13 protein-coding genes and 1 pseudogene are annotated in these 24,323 nt (G+C 38.6%); all 14 read right to left on the minus strand.

Translation table 11 applies throughout. The features are described 5' to 3' along the window. Positions 1 to 189: pseudogene (locus EZ444_RS10640) on the minus strand (IS5/IS1182 family transposase); the annotation flags it as partial. A 161-nt stretch (positions 190 to 350) separates the two neighbouring features. Beyond that, complete coding sequence (locus EZ444_RS10645) at positions 351 to 1,541, minus strand: thioredoxin family protein (protein WP_131608731.1); 1,191 nt, start codon at positions 1,539 to 1,541, stop codon at positions 351 to 353. Positions 1,542 to 1,563: 22 nt separating this feature from the next. Beyond that, positions 1,564 to 3,018: a RagB/SusD family nutrient uptake outer membrane protein gene (locus EZ444_RS10650; protein ID WP_131608732.1), complete on the minus strand. Its 1,455-nt coding sequence runs from the start codon at positions 3,016 to 3,018 to the stop codon at positions 1,564 to 1,566. 12 nt (positions 3,019 to 3,030) lie between these two features. After that, positions 3,031 to 6,681, minus strand: a complete 3,651-nt coding sequence (locus EZ444_RS10655) for a SusC/RagA family TonB-linked outer membrane protein (protein ID WP_131608733.1) — start codon at positions 6,679 to 6,681, stop codon at positions 3,031 to 3,033. Positions 6,682 to 6,929: 248 nt separating this feature from the next. After that, on the minus strand, positions 6,930 to 8,102 hold the full coding sequence (locus EZ444_RS10660; RefSeq protein ID WP_131608734.1) for a FecR family protein: 1,173 nt from the start codon (positions 8,100 to 8,102) through the stop codon (positions 6,930 to 6,932). Between the two features lie 100 nt (positions 8,103 to 8,202). After that, positions 8,203 to 8,775 carry an RNA polymerase sigma factor gene (locus EZ444_RS10665; RefSeq protein WP_131608735.1) on the minus strand — a complete coding sequence of 191 codons (573 nt, stop codon included), beginning with the start codon at positions 8,773 to 8,775 and terminating at the stop codon, positions 8,203 to 8,205. A gap of 672 nt (positions 8,776 to 9,447) precedes the next feature. Further along, positions 9,448 to 11,976, minus strand: coding sequence for a family 20 glycosylhydrolase (locus EZ444_RS10670; RefSeq protein WP_131608736.1), 2,529 nt, complete (start codon positions 11,974 to 11,976; stop codon positions 9,448 to 9,450). Between the two features lie 12 nt (positions 11,977 to 11,988). Then, a complete protein-coding gene (locus EZ444_RS10675) occupies positions 11,989 to 13,110 on the minus strand; it encodes an acyltransferase family protein (protein WP_131608737.1) in 1,122 nt (373 codons plus the stop codon). Between the two features lie 15 nt (positions 13,111 to 13,125). Next, positions 13,126 to 14,910 carry a RagB/SusD family nutrient uptake outer membrane protein gene (locus EZ444_RS10680; RefSeq protein ID WP_131608738.1) on the minus strand — a complete coding sequence of 595 codons (1,785 nt, stop codon included), beginning with the start codon at positions 14,908 to 14,910 and terminating at the stop codon, positions 13,126 to 13,128. A gap of 11 nt (positions 14,911 to 14,921) precedes the next feature. Beyond that, complete coding sequence (locus EZ444_RS10685; protein WP_205945251.1) at positions 14,922 to 18,458, minus strand: SusC/RagA family TonB-linked outer membrane protein; 3,537 nt, start codon at positions 18,456 to 18,458, stop codon at positions 14,922 to 14,924. Positions 18,459 to 18,651: 193 nt separating this feature from the next. Further along, positions 18,652 to 19,677, minus strand: coding sequence for a FecR family protein (locus tag EZ444_RS10690; RefSeq protein ID WP_131608740.1), 1,026 nt, complete (start codon positions 19,675 to 19,677; stop codon positions 18,652 to 18,654). Positions 19,678 to 19,749: 72 nt separating this feature from the next. After that, positions 19,750 to 20,331 (minus strand): RNA polymerase sigma factor, encoded by a 582-nt coding sequence (locus EZ444_RS10695; protein WP_131608741.1) that lies wholly within the window; start codon positions 20,329 to 20,331, stop codon positions 19,750 to 19,752. 138 nt (positions 20,332 to 20,469) lie between these two features. Continuing rightward, on the minus strand, positions 20,470 to 23,313 hold the full coding sequence (locus tag EZ444_RS10700) for a beta-sandwich domain-containing protein (protein WP_131608742.1): 2,844 nt from the start codon (positions 23,311 to 23,313) through the stop codon (positions 20,470 to 20,472). 55 nt (positions 23,314 to 23,368) lie between these two features. Next, positions 23,369 to 24,256, minus strand: coding sequence for a hypothetical protein (locus EZ444_RS27385; RefSeq protein WP_131608743.1), 888 nt, complete (start codon positions 24,254 to 24,256; stop codon positions 23,369 to 23,371). Positions 24,257 to 24,323: the final 67 nt, after the last annotated feature.

Genomic DNA, 24,323 nt, shown 5'->3' on the forward strand with positions numbered 1-24,323 from the left:
CTTAAACATACGGATCGGACTCTCCGCAGTACGTCCATTGGTGTGGCAGTACTTCTCGAGCAGTTCATCATAAATGAAACTGAAGTCTATTAGATCGTTGATCTTTCGAAGTAAATTGTCTTTGGGAATGATCAAATCATACAATCCTGAGTAGGCACTGAATTGAATCTTTTGTTGATGAGCTAACATTGGGCACCTTTTAAAACCTACTTTTAAGGTACAAAAAAAGAGCAGATAACCATAGTTCTTCTGCTCTTTTTGGACTCCAAATATTTAAAAGGACTTTTTCAGTGCCCTCGAATAAATCAGCAGGGCTTTTTTAATTATAAAACTTAAGGCTTACGCTACATTTACAGCGCTTCAACTTTATCCAACAATTCCTGAGCAAGCTTTTGAATTTTAGAAGTCTCCGCATTTGCCAGTTCCCTCGACTTTTTTGCAGCTGTAAGTGCTTCCGGTTTCTTTTTCATCGCCAGGCACACATATCCAAAAGTAGACTGGATACTGTATTCCTCTGGATCAAGCACGACAGCACGTTTAGCCATCAGGTATGCCTGTTGCAAAATAGCTGGTGAGGCCTGATCATTACCGATTTTACCTCCCGAAGCCCTTCTAGCCAGAAAACTCAATTTCTCCGCGTCATCCTTCAACTCATTTTTCAAGGCTGCAGTCGTTAGCTTCACGTAATCATCAGTCCTTCCCTTTTCAAGATAATACTCAGCCTCTAACATTACACCTTGTTTTTTACGACCAATTTTATCCGACTTCTTGAAATAAGCCAGTTTGTCCATAAAAACCTGCTCGTCACCAGTCCTCATCAAACCATACATGGCGCTCGTAATTAAACGATCCTTAAGCTGCTCTCTATCTTCCAACTTACTCCAACTGTTGTAAGCCTGTTGATTGGCCATAAAGTGTGCGCCCAATTTATCGCTTTCAGTTCTTGCCAAAGCCTTTATGATCTTCCAACCCAGCTCTGTGTTTAATCCTGGTTCAGTAACTTTAGCCACAATCTCTGCACTGATTTGATTGGCAGTATTGCGATCAGCCCGCTCCAGCGCAAGGTAATAATCCAATAAGAAAGGCAGGTCTCTGGCTCCTTTGTCGAACTTATCTTTCAACGCCGCTGTATTTCTTTTTGGATCGGTTGCTCTCTTTGCTTCAGCAAGAAAAGCTTCAGCCTCCATCTTGGAAGCGGTGCGATGCACCACATCACCTGCGGTATTTACAAACAAGTAAGTAGGGAAAGATTGTACGTTATATTTTTTACGCATCTCAATACCTTCGCCCTTTTCCATGTCAACCTTTAAATTCACAAAGTTGTCATTGTAATACTTGTAAACGGCAGGCTGGATGAATATATTCTTTTCCATCCATTTACACGGGGCACACCATGAAGTGTAACAATCAATAAAAATAAGCTTCTTTGATTGAATTGCTTTTTCCTTCGCTTCGCTCCAGGAGCTGTTGAAATGAATTTCTTCCTGCGCATATGAGCCTATGGCCACAAACAGAAAAAGAAAGGTGAATATGTTTTTCATAATTATCAGTTAATTTTAAAATTTAACGTTGATACTGAGGTATAGTAGGATTAAAATCAAGCACTTTTGGTGGTACAGGCAAAATATACCTGTTATCATTTGGAGGTAACGAGTAAGACTGAGCTCCAACTTGATGCATTACCGTTTTAGCAAAACGGCTATCCATATTTAAACGTTTTAAATCTATTAAACGAGTAATACCTAAATAAGGCATTTCTCTTCTACGTTCATCAAGCGTGAGCGCTAAAGCTATATCATTGGTAGCTGCTGATAGATCTATATTATTGATAATCCTCGATTTGCGTAAGGTATTCAGATAGCCCACCGCTATATTCCTATCTCCGATTCTGGCTTCACATTCTGCGGCGATTAAATAAAGTTCTGGGGTACTAAAACCAAGGTTAGGTTGTATATAGGGTGCCCACAAGAACCTTCCAGGAAATAATACAGGTGCAGAGCCGAAATTGGATTGTCCATCGCAAAAGAAGAGTGCCAGACGTTGATCTGTTGCTCCTACAGGAAGATTGCCCCTATAAGTAGCGATTAAATTATCGCTTGCATACAGTTTTGCATCTAAACTAGATAAGCTAGCAGAACCTGGAACACGTGCCCAAATGCTCTCAACACTCTTATATCCATCAGGGAAGGTCACCAAGGCATTCGCCTTAGTACATACTCTACCAAAAGTGGTCCCGTTCTTTGTGGTGTACAGGCTGTAATCGATCAAAGCACTATTTATTTTAAGTGCTTCTTTCACATTTTTCAAAGCTTCAGCATAATTTCCCATATATAGGTACATCTTGCTCAAAAAGGCAAAACCTACACTTTTACTCGGGTGAAAAATATTAGGTACTGTAGCAGATAAATTTGGCAAAGCTTCATCAAGATCCTTTTTAACCTGTGTATACACTTCGGCTACTGTATGTCTTGTATACGGTGCATTGATATCTTCTGTTAAGATTATCGGAACTCCCAAATCAGTTCCCGCAGTAGTTGGGCTATAATGTGCTGAATAACCATTAACCAATGTTAAGTATTCAAAAGCACGACCTATCTGAGCCTCAGCCTTCAATTGTTTTCTACTGGCATCTGTTCCATCAGGTACCTTTTCTATGTTATTGATTACCGAATTATAAACATAAATATGTGCATAAGCAGTTTCCCAAAATGGATCGGCAGCTGCCTGGTCAAAAACTGCTCCTCCTTTAAATTCATACAAATTACGCAGTTCTAAACCCATTATCGGATACTCGGTGGCTCTGTTAGGATCATTGACTTCACCTGCACGGAGGTTATCCGTTAAAAAATTAGCGTAAGGCGAGGAAAGTCCTGCCAACGATTGATTATTTAGTAATTTCTGATAGTCGTCAAAAGTTGAAGGAATGGTATACCCTTTCGGTTTAACATCGAGGTATTTTTTACATCCAGAAGCAGCTATACTTGTGAATGCGACGAATAATATAAATATTTTCTTCATGATGAGATTCAATTAAAAATTAGCGGAAAGACCGATTGTATAAGAAGCTGGGTACAATGTACCTCTGGTAGGTGATATAGGTTTTGTACCATTCCAAATCTCTGTATCCAGGTTATTTCTGTTAGCAGCCCATCTCCATGCGTTTTGTACCTGCAAGCTTAAACGCATCCTTTGTAAATAACTCTTTTTCATCCAATTACCTGTAAAATTATAACTCAACGTAACATCTCTTAGCTTAATGTAATCGGCTTTTTGAATATTCTGATCACTAGCTTCCCATATATTGGTTATTGCACCACCTACAATGCTAAATGCTGGAGCCATCCCCGGAATTAACTCATCCCCTGCCTTTTTCCAATAAGTTAAAGCTGACCTTTCCATGTTAGTGGTATAGTTTAACTCTGCAAGTTTAGTTAAGTATGGTGCAGTTACATCACGCATTACATTTCCACCATAGTAGATAAACATAAAGAACAAATCAAAACCTTTATAGCTTAAAGTGTTTTGCAAGGATGCCGAATATGGAGGTATTGTTGTACCATTATAAACTAAATCCTTTACACTCAATTTATCAGTCGAACTAACTTCTACTCCATCGGCAGTAAATGCCTTCGGATTACCTTGACTATCTAAACCTGCATACCTAACACTATATAAAGCCCCCATTGGTACACCTACTCTATTCTGAATATCGCTCAGATAAAAGCCAACCGTATTGGAAGTGTTTTCAAGCTTGGTTAACCTGTTTCTGTTATAATTGAAATTTAACCCGGTTGACCATCTAAAATCTGTGTTGGTTATAATGTTACCATTTAAATTAACATCTACGCCACGGTTTGTCATGCTACCATAATTGAGCACTAATGAATTCCAGCCCAATGTTGGATCTGATTTCAAATCACCCAGCAAATCGTTAGTTGATTTATTATACACATCTACCGAACCATACAAACGTCTGTCAAGTACACTAAAATCCAAACCAAAATTAGTTACGTTGGTTCGTTCCCAACGCAGACCATTATTAGGTGGACTTGAAATATTATCCTGTGATTCACCTGTCAAACCATTATTGCCATTAGAAACAGAAATCATATATGGACCACCTCTTTTAGGCACATTTCCACTCACACCGTAAGTAGCACGTACCGCAACACGGTCCAACCAGTTCATCTTATTTTCAGCAATTACATAAAGTAATCCGGCTGACCAAAATGGCTTGAACTGATATTTAGGATCTGTTCCAAAAAGATTAGACTGATCAACTCTGATACTACCCGAAACTGTAATTTTATTGTCATAGGTATATGAGCCATTTCCGTAAAGAGACACATACCGATCATCTGTACTTACGAAACCTTTTTCAGCCCTGAGATCTCCTTTGGGAAAGTTAAACTGATCAAATAAAGCCTGCGTGTTTTGGACAGCCGAACTTAAAAGTTGTTCATCGATTGGCTTATAGTTTAAACTAAAATCGTCGTATCCATATTTATAGATATTGGTAGAAGAACCAACAATTTTTCTTTTTTCAGTTCCAACAATTGCATCAACACGATGTTTCGAGTTAAACTCTTTATTATAATTCAACTGTGCCCTAATTGTGTAGGAGTTCTGATCCCCCCTTTGTTCATTCATCTGTCCACCTACGGGGATCATCTTTGTCTGCTTTACGTCTTTTACGGTAGCATCATTAATCATTGTTTTTACCCTGTAGGCGTCTTTACTATAAAATTGTTTGTAATACAGCTCTGTTCTCTCATTTTGATAAAGTAAATCTAAATTTAACCCATCCATGAGCTTTAAATTAGCTGAAACATTAAGATTTAAGTATTTACTGGTATTGGTGAGGTGACTTTTATTAAGGTCTGTAATCGGATTATAATTTTCATCCTGAAGTCCCAATGAATTTAAACGATTTATTTCAAACGGTGATTTCGAGTTCAACCAGTTGGTCGCCAAGCTACCATCGCTATTCCTAAGCATATAAAAAGAAGCCTTACCTGTATTCAAGAGCCCCATTCCAGGAGTATAAATAGTCGTTCCTGCAAGAGGAGCTAAAGAAGTACCATTGTCGTAATCGTTTTTGGTGTTACTTCCCAATACCCCAATATTTACAGTTGCCCATTTCGTGAAGTTAAAACTGTTTTTTAAGTTAAACCCTATCCTATTGTTAGTTTGTACGCGTTCGTAAGGTGCATTAGCCAAATAATTTCCGGAAAGGTTGTATTTATAAAAATCTGACCCACCTGAAAATGACAGATTGTGCTGTTGGGTAATTGACGTTTTACGTAAAAATTCATCCACCACCTGATCATACCTATCTCTGTTGCGAAGAACATCCAATTGTTTTTGCAGCTCAGTTTCCGTAATAAGACCTTGCCTCGCATCATAAAACAAACGATAAGTTTCTACCATTGATTTACGGGGATCTATAGATGCAAACGAACCTGAACGTTTGTTAAACATTTCTCTTTGAAAATCAACCAGTTCAGCACTGCTCATTTTATTGGCATAAGCCCTATCCGGCAAGCCTACAAATTTTGCAGTTGCATTATACCCTATGTTTAGCTTACCCTTGCTACCGCTTCTTGTGGTAATTACAATTACACCATTAGCTGAGCGAGTTCCATAAATAGAAGCTGCTGCAGCATCTTTCAATACAGTAACGGATTCAACATCACTAGGATTAATCGCCTGTATATCACCTTCAAAAGGTGCTCCATCAACAACATATAAAGGCATCATCGAATTAGTAGTTAATGTCGATACACCCCTGATCTGGATATTCGGTTTATCATCCCTACCACTTTTAAACGAAGTTAAACCGGCAACCATACCTTCCAACCTTTCCATAATATTAGTTTGCAGTTTTCCTGCCATCGCCTTATCAGACACTACGACGTAAGACCCAGCAGCACGAGTAACAGGTATTTTCTGATAACCTGTTGATACCACTGATACCTCAACCAATTCTGAAGGATTAATGTCTAAACGAATTACAAGTGGGTTCGCTTTGCTTGCGGAAACCTCCTTTGTAGTATAGCCAAGAAAAGAGATCACCAATATGGTTTTATCATCTACCCCTTTCAATTCAAATTCGCCTTTCTCATTGGTCAGTACGGTTCTGTTGGTATTTTTAACTCGAATGGTTGCCCCCGGAAGTGGCTTACCACCTTCATCCAGTATTTTACCTGTCAAATCTATTGCGCTGAAGTAATTCGCTACTTTATCCAACAGACCGATCTCTTTCTTTTTAAGGAGTACTGTTTTTTCAATGATTTTGAAAGTAAGATCCTGGTTCTCAAAACAAGCCTTTAATGCTTCTTCCAAGGTTGCCTTTTCTAAATTAACAGATACAGGCTTTGCATCCTTAAGGAGCTTGCTATTGTATAAAAAAGTATAGTTGGTTTGATTGCGTATTGTTTTAAGCACTTCATTAAGACTCGCATCTCTTTTATGTAGTGTGACCAGCTGACCAAAGCTACTGGCTGCAGCTTGCATAAGCGACAGGGTGAGCAAAATTGCAATTAAATTAATTCGCATAATAATCTGTCTTCTCGTTGCGGGTTGTATAAGCGAAATCCACTTATAAACGTCCACAAATGGTTTAAAGTATGGTGTAACCCGAGGCTTACCCATACCACATGAAGTATTAATAAAATACATACATTTGTAAGGTTAGGTTGATAATAGTAATCGTTGTTGCTACATGTTTTTCATCCTGATTTTAATCAGGATAAACTGAAGAATGGTTAACCGAACGGTGACAAGGACTGCAATCCGAGTCTATGCCGGGTAAGGTGCTTCAACACTTTTCCCGGTTTTTTTATTCAGTTACCTCCTGGTCTTTTAATTTGGATGTAAATGTCTTTTCATTTGTTTTGGTTTAAGGTTATAATTGATTCATGTTACGGTTATTTAGAAACAACAATTCTACTTCTGTTATTTCCAATCTTTTCTATGCTGAATTTTACATCAAGATATTTTAACATATCTAAAAAAGCTGATGCATTTACATTTCTTGATACTTCTCCACTAAACTTTACATTGGGGATTTCACTTTCGTAAACCACATCTACATCATACCATCTTGAGGCCTGACGCATGATGCTGGTTAAGTCGCAGTTATTAAACTCAAACATCCCATTCTTCCAGCTCATCACTTCATCTATATCGGCTTTAGCAACACTAAGCTGGCTTTCTACCAATCTAGCCTGCTCTCCTGGTTTCAATATTACATCCGCTGACGTTTTCGCATTCGACTGTTTACTCAGGGCAATAATTTTCACCGAGCCCTCTAATAAGGTTGTTTTAACCTCATTTTCATCCCGATAAGCACTCACATTAAAGTGGGTTCCTAAAACCTCCACGTCTTGTTTGGTAGTTTTAACATGAAATGGTTGGTGTTTATTTTTAGCTACTTCAAAATAAGCTTCGCCAGTCAACTCTACTCTACGTTCATTTACAGCAAATACTACAGGGAATTTTAACATTGATGCGGCATTTAGCCAAACTTTACTTCCATCAGGTAGGTTTAACTGATACTTACCCCCTCTTGGGGTAGAAATGGTATTGTATAACAACACTCCCGATTGCGCTTTTTTCTCTGGTACAGACGGGTCGATATTGTAAATAATCGTCCCGTCTTCAGATTTTGTGATTGATATCCCTTCCTGTTTTGCTATCTCTCCGTTAGCAGTTTCGTTAAGTATTATTTTTTGCCCGTTAGCCAGGGTTAACACAGCATTGTTTTTGCCCGGAAGTAAATCTGACGCTAACTTATTTGTTTGTTGAAATGGATTTAATTGTTGGAGGTAGAAAAACAAGGCAATACCAGCAACAACAATCATGGCTGCCGCTACTGCAATTTTAGGCCACAAGGTCAACTTTCTAGTTACTGGCTTAGTCTCCGGCTGCAACATATTCCACACCTGATCCAGATCTTGTGCCTGCTCATCGAGACTTATATTTTCTACCGCATCAAGCGGATAACTTAAATGCCAACTTTCCAATAAAGCTTTCTCCTGCTCAGTACACTCACCCGCTTCATATTTTGCTAACAGCGCTTTTGCCCTTATTTTCCCCATAGTCTAAAGCACCTTATCGTGCTTATATGATGGAAGACAAACAACTTTACCCCATGGGGTAAATAAAAATGAAAATAATTTTAAAAGATGTGATTTTAGCTCACAATGTGAACAGGAACAGGTTTAAACCTAGTCTTGTCCTTAAAATTTTAAGCGCATGCTGAATGTGTTTCCTTACAGTTTGATCGGAAAGTCCCAATTGGTCGGCAATTTCTTTATGACTTAAGTTCGATTTACGACTAAGCTCAAAAACTTCACGCATCTTTTGAGGCAGTGCGGCAATTTCTTTTTCAATAAGATTGCTCAACTCTTTTTCCCGAACCAGGTGATCCGTGATACAATCGCCTCTATCTATAAAACTTTGAAGGGAGGTAATGTATTGCGATTCTAACTTTTTACGCGATACCCTATTGAAAATTTTATTCCTTAAGGAAACGTAAAGATAACCGGAGAGGCTGGTGCTAAATTGAATGCTCTCTCGTTTGTCCCATAAGACAGTAAAGAGCTCATGGATAATGTCCATGGCTTCATCTCTATCCCGCATCCATTTATAAGCATGGGTATGGAGGATCAACTTATATCTGTTATATATTTCGGTATATGCCGATCTGTTCCCAGACTTGAGTAAACAGACAAGTTCAGTGTCCGACGCAGATTCATATTTGGTTTCCATACCTTAATTCCCTAAACAAAGGTAACAAATAGGAAACAATTCCTATTTCAAATAAAAAAGCGCCGCCTACTTGAGCTATTAAACAGCATTTTACTATTAGTTAAAAGTAATACCAGTACTTCGCTCTAAGACAAGAACCTACCTTTTAGGTACATGATAGGTACCGCAGCCCTACATAGAAGGTGTTTACACCTATGAGGTACCTATCATGTACCTATGATGTACCTATAATGTACCTGTTTATTATAGGCCCTAACCGAATAACAAGTGGAGGACTACCGGAGCTAAACCTCAGCCACAAATCAACACATAAATACCTCATAATAAATAATTTACAACACAAAAAAGCAATAAAATCAATAAAAAATGGAGCATATCGTAAAATGTCCGTTTATGTCGAGAAATGTAATAATACGTCACAAAAACATTGTTTTACTACACGACCAAATATTACTTTATATTAAATAAAAATACAATTAATAAATAAAATACTTTATAATAATAAACAAGGGAGATAAAACAATATACAATGTTCAAAAAAATACACTGTTACTTTCTTAATAAGAATAATATCAACTAAAAACGACAACAATATTAATCAAACACATAAAAAAAGAGACTGTACAAAAAGGCACAGTCTCTAAACAAAGAGCTAACAAATTAACTTAGAGGTTACTTATTAAAAACCTTAACAGAACGTCCTGCTTTTCCTTCAGTATTAAATACGCGAAATTGCAATGTTCCCTTTGATTGAATTGATTTTGAATATATCTGGCTTTTCACCGTTGGTACTGTTCCATCAGTAGTATAGCGGATAATGTAACCAGGCAGCTGAACATTCGCTGTTACCTGCCCCCCTTCAACCACCACTCCAGCAGTAGGAATCCTGTAATTAAAACCACCCGAATAATGATTCAATCGTGGCATTTCCCTTTTCCCTAGTATATTCACAAACTCCGACCAAGCCTGATTGTACAAGGCAGTACTTTTAGCTGGATCTGCTTCTGTAGCCCATTCTGGGTCCTTAGACCAAGCTCTTTCTGCAATACCAAATAACTTTGGCAATAACAGATATTCAAATCTTTCATGGCTTTTTATAATCTCACTCCACAAAGGGGCCTGCATACCAACTATATTTGATTTACCGAATTCAGTAAGCTTCTCTTTACCTTCCAATTTTTTTCTGTCTATCGGATTACCACGCTCATCTTCCTGTATATTTTTAAACATATCATAAGGAATAAAATAAAACGGCTTATCCACATCAACGTATCCGCCCCAGTACTGACCTATTTCTTCAAAGCTTTTAGTGGTTGCCATGTCGATGTAAAGGTTAGTTACCGGAGTAAGCACAACTTTATAACCGGCATTGGCCATTTTATAAGCCAGATCTTCATTACCTTTCAAATTGTTCCATACATCGGCATGAAAGTTTTCTTGGGTAAAGCGCTCATCCAATACCATTTTCTTTTGACCGTTTACTAGCGCTTTTTTCAAACCGATCTCTTCCCAGCCAGACAAATAAAGGCCTTTGGATTTAAGCATGATGTTAATTTTATTAAAATAGTAATGCCACATTTCATCAACCCCTTTAATTGAAGGATCTTTTTTAAGCAGCTCTGCTACTAATGGAGATTTCTCCCAAACACCTTCAGGTACCTCATCACCTCCGAAATGAATGGTAGCCAATGGGGCATCTGCAGCCACATACATCGCTCGCATTTCATCCACTACTTTTTCAAGGAAATTATAGGCCGAAGGAAGCGCCACATTGATCACATTATCATTAAAGCCCTGAACAGACTCGTACACCGATTTATCATTTAAATCGCGCAACAGATAACGCTCAGCCTCTTCTTTCTTACCTTCTTTCATAAACCGCGCATACCTTGCATTCATTGATTTTATAGCAGCTCTGGCATGTCCTGGAGTTTCAATTTCAGGTACCACACGAATGTGACGTGCAGTTGCATATTTAAGAATCTCAATAAAATCATTACGTGTATAAAACCCACTTCCAGAGTTTACACCTTTATCGGCACCTGATCCATAAGATGGAAGAATGCAGGTCATCTCATCTACTGAATGTCCACGCTGCGACCCAACCGTAGTCAGTTCTGGCAAGCCCGGAATCTCTAATCTCCAACCTTCATCATCGTTTAAATGAAAATGGAGTACGTTCATTTTATAAAGCGCCATCAGATCCAGCACTTTTAACACCTCCTTTTTAGATTGAAAGTTTCTAGCCACCTCCATCATAAAACCGCGAAATCCAAACCTTGGCGCATCCTCAACTTCTACCGCAGGTACTCCAATTTCCTTTTGGACAGCTTCCCATGATGTAGGAGGAAATAATGTTTTTAAAGATTGCAGGCCATAAAATGCACCAGCGGCATCATTCGCAGTAATCAATATTCTTTGCGGCGTAACACTTAATTTGTAAGATTCCGCACCACTTACTACTCCTTTTTTAAGGATAATAGCGTTTGTTGTACCTGCCTCAGCTATCACTGGCTTTTTGCCTAAAACCTTTAACAGTTCCTCAGCGAAAAGTCCAGCATCCTTTTTAAATGTATTATCCGCAACTATTGCAACCTGAGGCGTTAGCTTAAATACACCTTTGGTTTCCTGATATGAAATTGGTGTTGGGAAAATCTTTGGAAGGTTAGTCAGCGGAATATCTTTTATTGTTTTATTTTGATGGAAAGTATGTTCGGCAACTTGAATTTCGAGTTTGTCAACCTGGGCTACCGGATTAATATTGGTAAGCTCGATATTGTATCCTTTTGATGGCGCATGATCCCATACCAGGTAAAAACCTGAGGACAGATCGGTTTTATTTTTAACTTCCGTTGAAAGTACTTTGTTCTTGGCCGATGCACCTGGTTTTAAAGCAGCAAAGCCATTTAAAGGCAGCAACTGAAACAAATCTCCATTTACCTGTTTTATTTTTGCAGCAGTAGCATCAGGACCATCAACATTTAATGGTCTGGAATTGAAATAAAGTGTCCAGCCTGCTGCAGGAAATATTTGTTTCCCCTTGTTGGTGATGGTTAACACTGATAAAGTCTGATCTCCGACATTATTCAACACCTCTCGGGTGATGTGAAGATTACTTACGTTAAATTTGGATACAGACTGTGCATCGGCAATCATAAAACTACAGAACATCAGCATGGTTAAGGCACAAAATTTCTTCATTTGATTAAATAATTAAACACGTATGTATATTTTTCGTTTGTCGAGGATATAGCCCACAACCCAGCAAACAAGCATAAAGCAAATGGCAAAGAGCAAAGAACCTAAGGCTCCCGGTGCTATTGCCTGGAAAAAATTATTGTTGATCCATCTGTTAAAATCTGAATTAGGAAAAAGCGTATTAATGATTATGAGCAATATTTCGGATACAATATAGATAAACAATGGATTTTTTCCAAAAACAGTAAAAAAACTAGTCCATTTCATATAAGACTTTACTTCAACGACATAAATCAAACTTCCAATCATAACCAGGTCAAGTCCACAAGTGATCAAGACAAAAGAACTTGTCCACAATTTTTTATTGATTGGAAATACCCCATTAAGAGAAATGGCCAATAAAATCAGTAATCCACCGGCCAGTAACAATTTGGAAATGGTTTCGTAGCCCTTCCCTTTTTCCTGAATAAATCTACCGGCATAATAACCAATAATCACATTTACACAAGCAGGTATGGTACTCAATATTCCTTCAGGATCGAATGCAATCCCCTCACCATGGTAAAGGTGTTGATCACCCAACAGGTGCAAATCCAGGTATTGACCTGCATTTCCAATCATGCTATAAGGGTCTGCTGCATTTCCAAATAACAATAAGACTGCCCAGTAGCCAATTAAAAATAAAACACTAATCAGCACCACAGTTCGGGTGCTGAAGTAGTGAATCAAAAGGGACGCGAGACCATAACAAAGGGCTATCCGCTGTAAAACACCAAAAATACGCGTGTGTGATATAGGAGATAAACTTATTCCTCCACTTTCATTGTATCCGAAAAAAGGAAACCAATACATCAGATAGCCGATGAGGAAAATGAGGAGCGTACGTTTGAATATTTTTGCCAGTACAGCAGCGTTTTCCATCTGTGCAAATTTCTTCATTGAAAAGCTCATGGCATTTCCTACGGCAAATAGGAAAGATGGAAAAACAAGATCTGTAGGTGTAAAACCATGCCATGCCGCATGTTGCAGCATGGCAAATGGTTCTGCACCACTTCCCGGTGTGTTCACGATGATCATGAAACAAACGGTCATTCCCCGAAATACATCAAGGGACAAAAAACGTTGTGGTTGATTCATTTATGTATATTTTGATTAGTTATATCCTGGGTTTTGTTTCAACACCGCAGCGCCCTGAGCTTGACTCAAATCGATCTGGCGTTGTGGTATTGGGTAATAATCATTTTTACCTTTAACAAATTTACCTCTCCTCACATCCGAAGTGATACTACCTTGATAGCTAAAATAGGCATTCAATTCCTGATCCGCTATCCCCCAACGAACAAGATCAAAGAACCGATGTCCCTCCATAGCCAGTTCAATTTTCCTTTCGTAATAAGTCGCTTTTAATGCATAATCTTTACCATTAGCTAAGAAATTACCAAGAGGATACTGATTAATTTTATAATTAGCAGCAGGCTCATGAGAAAACCCAGCCCCTGGATCGTGATCATCCTCGTACTTATATAGCCAGGTTACCGGATTCGCAGCCCTTGCTCTAACTAAATTCACATAACTTTGTGCCTTATCTAAACTCCCCACCTGCGCTTCACATTCTGCAGCCATCAACAATACATCAGCAAATCGGATAATTGAATAATTGATAGCGGTGCCAGGAGCCCAAGTCCCCTGGTCTCCATCAACTTCGGCCGTTTCGCTCCAATAAACATTCTTCTTTGGACCATAAGGTCCGCCATAACTTTGATCCCTAGCCCAAGGCTTACCCGGGTAAATCCCCCAATCATGGTACGGAATCCCCCTGCGCCCAGCCGTCCAGTCAAGCCGTGGATCAAGTGTACCTGCGTCAGGTGTAAAATCCTCATCTGCCTCTACCCCCATATCCGTTTTTATTGGAAAATTATTATAATCTGTCAGATATGGTAATCCTGTAGCCGGGTTGGTGCGAAAATGATTCACCATATCAATAGATGGTTGAAAAAAGCCGCAACAGCTAAAGGGACTTCCATCACCATACGGGAAGTTCAACATATCACCATTGTTCGCATTTGATGGCCCAGAAGCATCTACATTTGCAGCCATCTGAATCACAAACACCGCTTCGGGGTTATTTTCCCGACTTGGCCTCCAATTGTCTTCAAACTCTTCATTTAGCGCATACTTTAAACCAGAACTTGTAGTTCCCTGCGCAATTACGAGATCATATATGGGTTTAGCATCTAAATATTTATGCTGATACATATAAGCTTTTGCAAGGTATGCACCTGCTGCCCATTTATTTGCCCGCCCCAAGTCTGATTGGGTTGGAAGAAGATTATCGTAAGCATACTTTAAATCATCTACTATTTTTGGCCACAAATCTGTATTATTGGGTTGATTAAAAACGACGGTATTTTCATCAATCCAAGGTACCATGTTCCACATTTTTTTAAGCTCGAAATAATAGTGAGCACGAAGAAAGCGCCCTTGAGCACCAAGGTTTTTCCGTTCGGCATCGCTCACATCAGTAGCCCTTGCCAAAAACTTCAATACATTATTTGCACGAGCTACGCCTTCAAATAGGGCTTTCCATTTCCCATTGAAATAGGCATTATTGGCATCCGAATAAAAATTAGCGATTGGATCTATGGCTGGCTGATCGGCCCCATCACTACCTTTCGAGGCATCTCCCCCGGCTACCGATCCAAATACCCAATTGGTTGGTGAAGCATGCCAGGCCTCGCCGCCACCGAGCGCCTGATCACCACCTTGCATACCATCAAGGGCTGCATAAGCACCTATAAGCAATCCATTAACTCCATTTTTATTGGCAATAATAGGCTCGCTCAGTGAACCCAAAGGAGGCTGTTCCAACGCCTTTTTACACGCGTAAAATTGTATGGTAAAAAATAGTACCATTAATATATATGCTGATCTTTTCATGAGTTTAAATATTAAAATTGTAAGTTTAAACCTAGCAGGAAGGTACGCTGACTTGGATATGATCCATCGTCAATTCCATAAGCCGTTTTTCCACCTGTTTTATCTGAATTTTCACTTGAAATCCCAATCTCAGGATCTACACCAGCGTATTTGGTGATCGTAAATAGATTGGCTCCCGACAAATAAACCCTCAATTTGTTAATGCCCAATTTCTCTAATTTACCCGCTGGCAAAGTATAACCTATCTGTGCATTTTTTAATCTCAAATAAGATCCTTTTTCAACAAAATAGGAGTTCGGGACACTGTTTGTACTAAATGATTGTGCCGTTTCTTGTATTGGAGCTTTTGCATTTTTGTGATTTGGAGTCCATGAGTCGTAAAGTGCAGTGTAACTTTTTGCACCTTTAAAGGAAGATTGAAAATCTGTCCACCATTTTACCTGGTTCCAAATTGAATTTCCTTGTACGCCGTAAAAGAAAACGCTAAAATCAAAATTCTTATAAGCTGCGCCTAAATTGAGTCCATAACTAAAGTCTGGATTTGCATTCCCTAAAAAAGTACGGTCATCAGCAGTTACCCTTCCATCGCCATTTACATCAGCATATTTAAAACGCCCTAAACCTATATCATTTTGATAAACGGCTGTTAAATCATTTGTTGCAGCCTGAGCGCGTGCGTTCTCTGCGGCAATTTCTTCATCCGAGTTCCAAAAACCAACTACCTTATATCCATAAAATTCACTTACGGACTGCCCTACTGCATTTCTGATGATGTTACTCCCATCAAACCTACGGGCATCAATATCATAATATTTAGCATCAGCAGAGATCTTCTGAATCGTATTGCGGTAAGTAGTGATTGTGGCCGTTCCATTTATTTTAAAATTGCTGCTTAAATTGGTGTTGCCAGATATCGAAACATCGAAACCGTCATTTTTCATTTCACCAATATTTACAAAAGGAACGGTGGCCGAACCTATTGAACCTATCATTTCAGGATTGTACAATAAATCCCGAATATTTTTGCGGTAATAATCTGCAGAAATCTCCAATTTCCCGCCCCACAAAGTAGCATCAAAGCCAATATTCGAATTTATATTCTTCTCCCATTTAGCGCCGGGATTGCCAATCTGGTTTTGATAAAAACCTGAAACAATATTGTTCCCCCCATTTATAGCATAATAAGACTGCGCTATGGCGCTGCCATAGGTAATAAATGAATTTCCACCAGTTACATTAAGCTGATTACCCATGATCCCCCATCCACCTCTTAACTTTAAATCTGTAAGCCATGGAACATCAGTCAAAAAGCTTTCTTTGGAGATTCTCCAACCCGCACTTACAGCTGGGAACCAGCCATATACATTCTCTAAAAATTTAGAAGAACCATCCCTTCTAATGGTAGCACCCAACAGGTATTTGTCATTAAAATTGTAGTCCAACCTTCCAATTAAAGAAAATAAGGCATCGGCTGTTCTGGAACTTGATGTCTCCATTGGTCCGCTTCCTGTCGAGAGGTTGGTATAATCTGGATCAAATGAAAAATATCCCCTATTGCTCCCGTTCATGGTACTGTAACGGTTTTTAAAATACTCTGTACCCACCAACACCTTTAGATTATGTTTATTAAAGGTTTTATTAAATGTCAGCGTATTTGTCCATACATACTCTAAACCCGTATACGAGGTTTCCGAATAGCTGTTATTGATGTTGTTTTCATTATTTTCATATTGAGGATACACAAATGAATGTGAAGAGCCTGAATAGGAATCACCGCCGAATGTAGTGCGTAGTGTAAATACGTCGAAAAGATCTGCTTCTGCAAAGATATTTCCAAACAACCTATTGTCGGCCGCTTTATTATCCTTAGTACGGTACAACATAGCCACCGGATTAAATGCATCGCCGAGCTGGGAGCCATAACTACCAGCAAAATTCCCCATAATATCGTATACAGGAATTATTGGTTGTTCACGAAAGGCATGCCCAATGGCATTATCACCACTTAAGCCTTCTATCTGTGGATTGTTAGTGATGCTATAAGCCAGATTTTCGCCTACCCTAACATGCTTACCAATGTTGTATTGTGTATTGGATCTTATGGTATATCGTTTTAAATAAGTTCTATCCAACGTTCCCTTCTGATCAAAATAGTTTACAGAGAAGAGGTAACTACCTTGATCAGAGCCCCCACTTACCGCAATATTCTGGCTGGTGATTGGCGCCGGATTAAATATTTCTTCATACCAGTTGGTACCAGCCTTATTGGCTTTATTAATTCTATAAAAATCATCGTACTCAGTCTGCGAGGTAAATAAAGGTTTTACTTTGTACAATGATGGGTTTACTGAAGGATCCCCTTCTTTAGCTCCTAAAGGATAAATATAATCTGGCAAAACATAAGTTGGTCCATTTCCATATAACGGATCGTCAAAATCATGTTCTCCTGAATTTGTTTCCGCCAGCCTTTTTAGGTTCGCCATATCCTGAGGAGATAAGATATTCCATACATTTCCACTTTTGGGACGTTGTGTACCATAATAAGCATCGTATTTTACGGTTACTTTATCCTTTCCCTTCTTGGTGCTAATTACGATAACCCCATTGGCAGCCCTTGAGCCATAGATTGAAGCAGCTCCGGCATCCTTAAGTACCTGCATAGACTCGATATCATTTGGATTGATATCTGCAACATTAAGGGTGGGTACACCATCTACTACATAAAGCGGATTGTTGTTACCAAATGTATTTACACCCCGTATGCGCACTTGAGGTTCTTCACCTGGTTGTCCGGAACCTAAAATAGTAACACCAGAAGCCTGACCTTGCAGCAGGTTACTTACCGAGCCACTTGGTTGTTTAATCATATCGGCAACATTTACCACAGAAACAGCGCCGGTAAGGTCTTTCTTCTTTTGAGTTGAATAACCCATCACTACAACTTCTCCCAAAGAAGTTTCCTCTTCAGTAAGCTGCACATTTAAAACCTTTTGTCCGTTAACAGCTACTTCTTTCCGAATAAATCCGATATAGGAAAATACTAGAACAACATTCCCTTCTGGAACATTGATGACATAATTCCCATTTGAATCAGTAATAGTAGCTGTAGTGCTTCCCTTTACTTTTATACTTACGCCCGGTAAGCTCTCTCCCTTAGCAGAGCTTACTTTACCCTTAACAGGTGACTGCAATTGTTCTATATTTAACTGGTTTCCCTTTTTCAAGGTCGACTTATCATATAGTATAATCCGGTTATCTATGACTTTGTAAAAGATATTTAATGGACTTAATGTCTCGTCAAGAATATCTCCAAGCCGTGTTTTAATATAATTGGCAGATGTTTTACGTTCCGTTTTAACTACAGATGGGCTGTAGATAAACTTAACTTTAGTTTTATTTTGTATTTCTTTTAAAATTTCTGCGATCCTTCCCTCTTTAACACTGAGGGAAATTTCTTTATTCAATATTTCCTGAGCGCCGGCGTTTTTTGCTGCAGCACTACAAGTAAACAGAGTTACAAGAAATATTTGGGCTATAGATAATCTCATTGCTATTTTTATTAAAGCAACAAATCGCTTTTTTTTCATAACTTTAGAAGTTTTGTTCGTTAATGTGAAAATTTCGTACAGAATCCTTTAACTGGCAATGTCCCGCAACATTGTCAGTTTTTTTTTGACCTTTTGGTTAGTAAAATTCTTTTCTTTTCATAAGCTGGTTAGGTTTAAGTTTAGGTGATTTTGTTTATTGGTTTGTTGAAATAACTATTTTCGTGCCTTCTACACGGTAGTTGGCTTTTATAGACTCACATAAGAAATCCAGCTGATTGTACAGGCTTTGCTCAGACAAATCGCCGGTAAACGTATAATTGTACAAAGCTTTATCTTCCACTACAATTTCGACTCCATAGGCTATTTGCAGACGATTCAACACCTCTGCTACACGAGTATCATTAAATGAATAGCTTTCTTTAATTACTTGCTTATTTTCTTTTAGATCAATTGGTAATGGTCGATCTACCAACGTTGTAGCAAAAGTATTTTCTGCTGCATTATAAACTGTTTTTTGATTTGGGCTAAGCACCACCTCATGGTTTGATTTTAACAGGTTTTTCATATTGAAAGCCAGGTTTTCTGAATTCGCTGAAACAATTACCTTCCCTGTTTTAACGATTACCTCCGTCTCATTTCCCCAACCATTGTTTTTTACGATAAAGCTGGTACCTACTACCCTGGTGATGACATTCTTATTGTACACCAGAAATGGTCTTTCCGGACTTTTGCTGATCTGAAAAAAGCCTTCCCCTTCAAGGGATACTTCGCGAAGAGATTTTGAAAAATGTATTGGATATTTCAAACTAGCTTTAGGTTGAAGGGTAACCTGGCTCCCATCTTCCAATTTAAACAGCACCTCTTTATCTGTGCTATTCCTGTACTCCTTAAGTTGGTTTAAAGCCAGCGAAGCCATAAACTTTGGTGCTTTGCTTTGATTCACAAAAAACGCATAACCTGCAAGTAGTATAAACCCTGCAATTGCGGCAGCTGCCCATATCCTAAGCGATGGAGAGAACTTAACAACTGGTGTAATGGCGTCCTTATGTACCCTTTCCCAGAGTTTTTGCTCCAACATATTTATTTCAGTGGCATCCACATCCTCCATGTCCTGCTTATCCAACATCCCATACCATTTCTCAACAATTTCTTTTTCTTCATCTGTACACCTGTCCTGCAGGTATTTTTCTAATAATAGATGAAATGCTTCTCTGCTCATTTTTATAGCTTTTATAAAACATGTAAGCTAAGTGGCAGCTATCCCTAAAAAATAATTCAAAAAAATTAAAGCTTATAAAAAGAACCGGATAATCAATGCTAAAAAAAGATACTCTTTAAGGTAAAAACGGATGTATTTTAGCGATTGGGTGATGTGGTACTCTACGGCCTTTTCGGAGATATTAAGCTGCTTAGAGATGTCTTTTACAGAACGATGTTCCATGCGGCTCATTCTAAATACTTCGGCAGTTTTTTTAGGCAACAATGCAATCCCTTTGGCAAGGGCATCAGAAAGTTCGTTAAGCATCAACAAATAATCGGTGTTATTTACTACACCAAAATTATTAGATGCCTTTATATAGTTTTGATAATTCTCCTGAACAAGCAGAGACTTGTAGTGATTGATGATGCTGTACCTTAAGCTTCCAAACAGATAAGCACCCAGAGATTGAACAGCAACAGTTTCTCTTCTTCGCCAAAGCTCAACAAACAAATTCTGGGTTAATTCTTCGGCTAGCTCTTTATGATGTACCTTTCTATAGGCTACACGATATACCTGCTGCCAATAGCGCAAGTATATTTCTTTAAACGCGCGCTCGCAGCTGCCCTTAAAAAGGACAATCAATTCATCATCAGATAAGAGCTTATAATCCATGATTTTACGTCTGCTTAAGACAAATTTAACAATATAATTGAAAGTCCGTCATAAAAGTGTTACAATCCTATAAACGCAAACACCCAAGAAATTTGTCTTCTTGGGTGTTTTATAATTATAAAATGGATTTAAGATTGTTTACATAAAGCTTCCATCTCCTCTACGCATAATTCCTCTGCCGCCACGCCCTTGGGCGCCCGACCATTTTTGCAGTCTCATGCTGAGTTTAAGCATAAAGTATCTACTAATAGGATTTACCCTTGTGTTCGTATAGCCACCATCGGCTAATTGATCATAACTAAGCGTATTATTCTGGTTTAAAATATCAAATGCCTGAAAAGTGATCTGACCTCTGCGATTAAACAGCTGACGCTCCAAACTTGCGTTTATCACTAACGGTCTATTATTCGTATTTCCAACTACCCCATCTATGTACTGCTTACTACCATTGTAAGCAAACATCCATACGTCCCATAAATAGATCCGTCCATCTAGATTAAGAGAAAGCGTGTTGATCGTATTGTTAACAAAGCCAGGTGTTGTATTGTCAGATTTATCAATTTTATATCCGATATCGGCATTGATCTCAAACCATTCTGTAGGATTGATTTTCGGGCCAAAACGTTGATTTAAAGAGGTGATATTAGTCGTATTCAAAACTCCATCCCTCATACTCAGGTTATGGCTATAGTTTGCAGTACCGTTAAGTTGCAGGTTATATTTTCTGTTGTTGAGCTGCTTACTGATGTTGTAATTACCAGTCAACCTATACACTCCGCTAACATTCAAAAAGCGTGTTTCATTTATTCTGGTTCCCGCGAGGCCTGGATTCTCAACATTTGAAATATTCTGAATTACAGCATTCTCCGTATAAGACCCATTTGCAGTGAATGAAAGATTAAGCTTCGAATTTGCTATATAATTATTATAATCACCTCTTATAGTATGCACAAAAGTAGCACGCAAATCAGGATTACCAATAATCGGATTATTTGGATTCGTAACATCCCTTACTGGTTGTATCTGATCAAAAGTTGGCTCAACTGCATTTCCTGAATAGTTTAGAGACACTTTTTGTTGTCTGGTCCAACGATACTCAAACCTCGCGATAGGAATCAAATTAAAGCTGCTGCGTCTTGTTGTAGTGCCGAGACTTAACTTAGTACCAGATAATAAAGATGGCACACCTGTTAAACCAACAGAAAAACGAACTTTGGACGTATTAGACATTCCATATCTAAAATTCAAAGCAACCCGGCCTTGTGTAAAGGAATAATTATAGATATTACTCAATGAATCTACGACACCAGACAAACCATCCGGCAAAATATCTCTTGTAGTGGCAGTATTGTCATATCCATTATAATTCACCTGAGCATTCACCTCAAATTGTGTATTGACTCCGAGAGGTTCAACATAAGTCATACTTCCTCGATAATTATCCCGACGATTCTTACGGGCGATGATCTGATTGGTTGTTGAATCTTTAGTAGTTAAATCTTCAAGAAAATACTTCGTGAAGTTAAGTCTAGCCTGCTCGTTGTCCTGATTATTTTTATTCAGATCTATCTGTGTCGAAAAATTTCTTCTATATTTTTTAAATGTATGCTGATAAAAAACAGAAACACCAAATTCAGGCGCTGTTCTGGAAGTTTTGTTCTCTATAGTACGGTCCTGATCCATCTTCAGCGCGACGTCACTTCCCCTTTGCGTTACCTTAGAATTATTCGTATTATCAGAAGAATTTAAATTAAAAGTTGGGATAACTTTTAAGTAATCATTTGAGTCCAGATTTACTTCGAACTCAAATTTAAACTGATGGTTATTCGATTTTTGAAGGCCATTACTAAAATTACTAGAGCGCAATTGTCCGCTGACAATACTACTATCTGGATTACGAATAGTTATATTCCTTAATGATTCAGCGTCATTCTCATTGTCTCCATTCGAATTTCCAAATTGATAATTCAAATTATATTCTATCTTCTTCCCGATTTTATCACGCAAACTAAATCTGGCATCGGCATTCGTATTCGAACCACTAAGTGCGTTGAGATTAATCACATCCTTATAATTGCCATTTAATCCCATCTGTTGATTTCCGTTAATTCGAGTAGTGAATAACCCAGCTTCCTTTCTCTCGTTACTACCACCAGCAGCGTTCAAATTCATCATATTACCAACAGACTTATCCGTTCTGGTAGTAATGTTCAGTATTTTCTGAGGATCTCCATCCTTAACACCTGTACGAGCTGCCTGATCACCATAATCGTCTACAATCTGAATTTTATCAACGATCTCTGCAGGAAGGTTTTTAATTGCGTTTGCGATGTCCCCCCCAAGATATTCCTTACCATTCAATTTAGCTCTGGCTACTGTCTCTCCCTGATGTACTAAACTTCCATCGGTTCCGACCTCCATGCCTTCCATCTTCTTTAACAGCTCGTCAACCGTAGCATTCTTCCTTACTACATAATCACTGGCTTTATATTCAACCGTATCGGTCTTATAGGTTATAGAGGGTGTGCCATTAATGACAACTTCATTTAAGGTATTTTTTTGCTCTTTAAGCATAATGGGATCCATTACAATCCTCGGAATGATATCATTTTGTTTAAAACGCATAACTGGCGATTTTTCATAGCCTATACTTTGCACAACAAGCGTATAAGTTGCAGATTTCACGTCTTTGAAAACAAAGATACCATCACTATTGGTGGAAGTTTTTAAGGTATCCTTATCCGATGTTAAACTAACCGTTGCACCTATTACTCCCAAATCTGTACTGTCTTTTACAATACCGCTAATTTGCCTGCTCGGCAACGGCGGAGGAGTTTCCTTTTTAGCTGGCTGCTGGGAAAACACCTCTGTAAAGCTAAGCGTCAATAATAAAATGACTGCTAGTTTTTTAAAATGCTGTAGGTATTTCGACTTAAAAAGGACATCATAATCCTTAGCCGCGACCCAATTAAAATAATTCATTTGTGTGTTTGTATGGTTGGGGTGTATTTGTGTGTTTCTTTACTTTATTGAGGTTTTATTTCTTTGCAAGTGTGTACTTTCCCCAAAAATCGGTCGGGCTTAACATAGCCTGGAAGTCCATCCCTCCACGGCCTCCGCCACCAAAGTGACCTCCGCCACCACCACCGCCGCCAGAACCTCCACGACCGCCACCGCCAAAGCTACCGCCACCTCCACCGCCACCAAAATCTGGCAACTGTAAGCCGTTCAGCTTAATGTTATAAGCGAATTCTTTTGGTTCGGCTACTGAAATACCTAATGCTTCTAGTGGGATTGCTACTTCATAAAAGAAAGCATTATCCTTATCAATATTGGCGAATGCTTTAATACCATATTCGTTATAGATAGATACTAAGGTATCCGTTGTATTTTTAAACCCTCTTATTTTGATCTCCTTAGCAGCTGCCAATTGTGTTTTTTGCCTGGCAACCATAAAAGAATCTCTTTGTTTTGCGCTCTGTGGACCACCGCCACCACCCATAGACATCGTCATTCCCATTGCCCGTCGGCCACCGCCACCGCCGCCACCACCTGGCCCTCTACCAAATTGGGTCGGAATCGGATAAGTCAATGTTATACTTTCCTTCTCTTTCTTTTTGCCATCCGGGTTTACCGAAAAAGTAATACCTCCAGCCAATATTTTAGAATTGTTCCCGATCTCAGTAGATTTAATAATCAGATAAAGATTTTTATCATCATTACTGATAATATAAGAAAGGTTGGTCCGCTTATTTCCTGAAAAATCCGAGTCTTTCCACTCGAAATTCTTACCGTCAATTTTAATCGCGTGAGGAGCGAATATGCTAACTTCTTGTAGATTATTTACCTTTTGAGCCTGAGCAACTGAGCCTAGACCGGCAAACAAAACCGTACAAAATGTTATTTTAATAAATCCTGTTTTCATATTTGGTGTTATTATATTAATTGCGATATTAAATTTAAGACTTTATAAAGTGGCTTAGGTTTAATGT

It is taken from the genome of Pedobacter hiemivivus (assembly GCF_004331685.1).
GTDB classification, from domain to species: Bacteria; Bacteroidota; Bacteroidia; order Sphingobacteriales; family Sphingobacteriaceae; genus Pedobacter; species Pedobacter hiemivivus.

Bases quoted from the DNA above. Each gene is read 5' to 3' on its own strand.
- EZ444_RS10695 (WP_131608741.1), bottom strand. From the start codon at position 20,331: ATGGATTATAAGCTCTTATCTGATGATGAATTGATTGTCCTTTTTAAG.
- EZ444_RS10685 (WP_205945251.1), bottom strand. From the start codon at position 18,458: ATGAGATTATCTATAGCCCAAATATTTCTTGTAACTCTGTTTACTTGT.
- EZ444_RS10655 (WP_131608733.1), bottom strand. From the start codon at position 6,681: ATGTATTTTATTAATACTTCATGTGGTATGGGTAAGCCTCGGGTTACA.
- EZ444_RS10665 (WP_131608735.1), bottom strand. From the start codon at position 8,775: ATGGAAACCAAATATGAATCTGCGTCGGACACTGAACTTGTCTGTTTA.
- EZ444_RS10645 (WP_131608731.1), bottom strand. From the start codon at position 1,541: ATGAAAAACATATTCACCTTTCTTTTTCTGTTTGTGGCCATAGGCTCA.
- EZ444_RS10670 (WP_131608736.1), bottom strand. From the start codon at position 11,976: ATGAAGAAATTTTGTGCCTTAACCATGCTGATGTTCTGTAGTTTTATG.
- EZ444_RS10675 (WP_131608737.1), bottom strand. From the start codon at position 13,110: ATGAATCAACCACAACGTTTTTTGTCCCTTGATGTATTTCGGGGAATG.
- EZ444_RS10660 (WP_131608734.1), bottom strand. From the start codon at position 8,102: ATGGGGAAAATAAGGGCAAAAGCGCTGTTAGCAAAATATGAAGCGGGT.
- EZ444_RS10650 (WP_131608732.1), bottom strand. From the start codon at position 3,018: ATGAAGAAAATATTTATATTATTCGTCGCATTCACAAGTATAGCTGCT.
- EZ444_RS10680 (WP_131608738.1), bottom strand. From the start codon at position 14,910: ATGAAAAGATCAGCATATATATTAATGGTACTATTTTTTACCATACAA.
- EZ444_RS10700 (WP_131608742.1), bottom strand. From the start codon at position 23,313: ATGAATTATTTTAATTGGGTCGCGGCTAAGGATTATGATGTCCTTTTT.
- EZ444_RS27385 (WP_131608743.1), bottom strand. From the start codon at position 24,256: ATGAAAACAGGATTTATTAAAATAACATTTTGTACGGTTTTGTTTGCC.
- EZ444_RS10690 (WP_131608740.1), bottom strand. From the start codon at position 19,677: ATGAGCAGAGAAGCATTTCATCTATTATTAGAAAAATACCTGCAGGAC.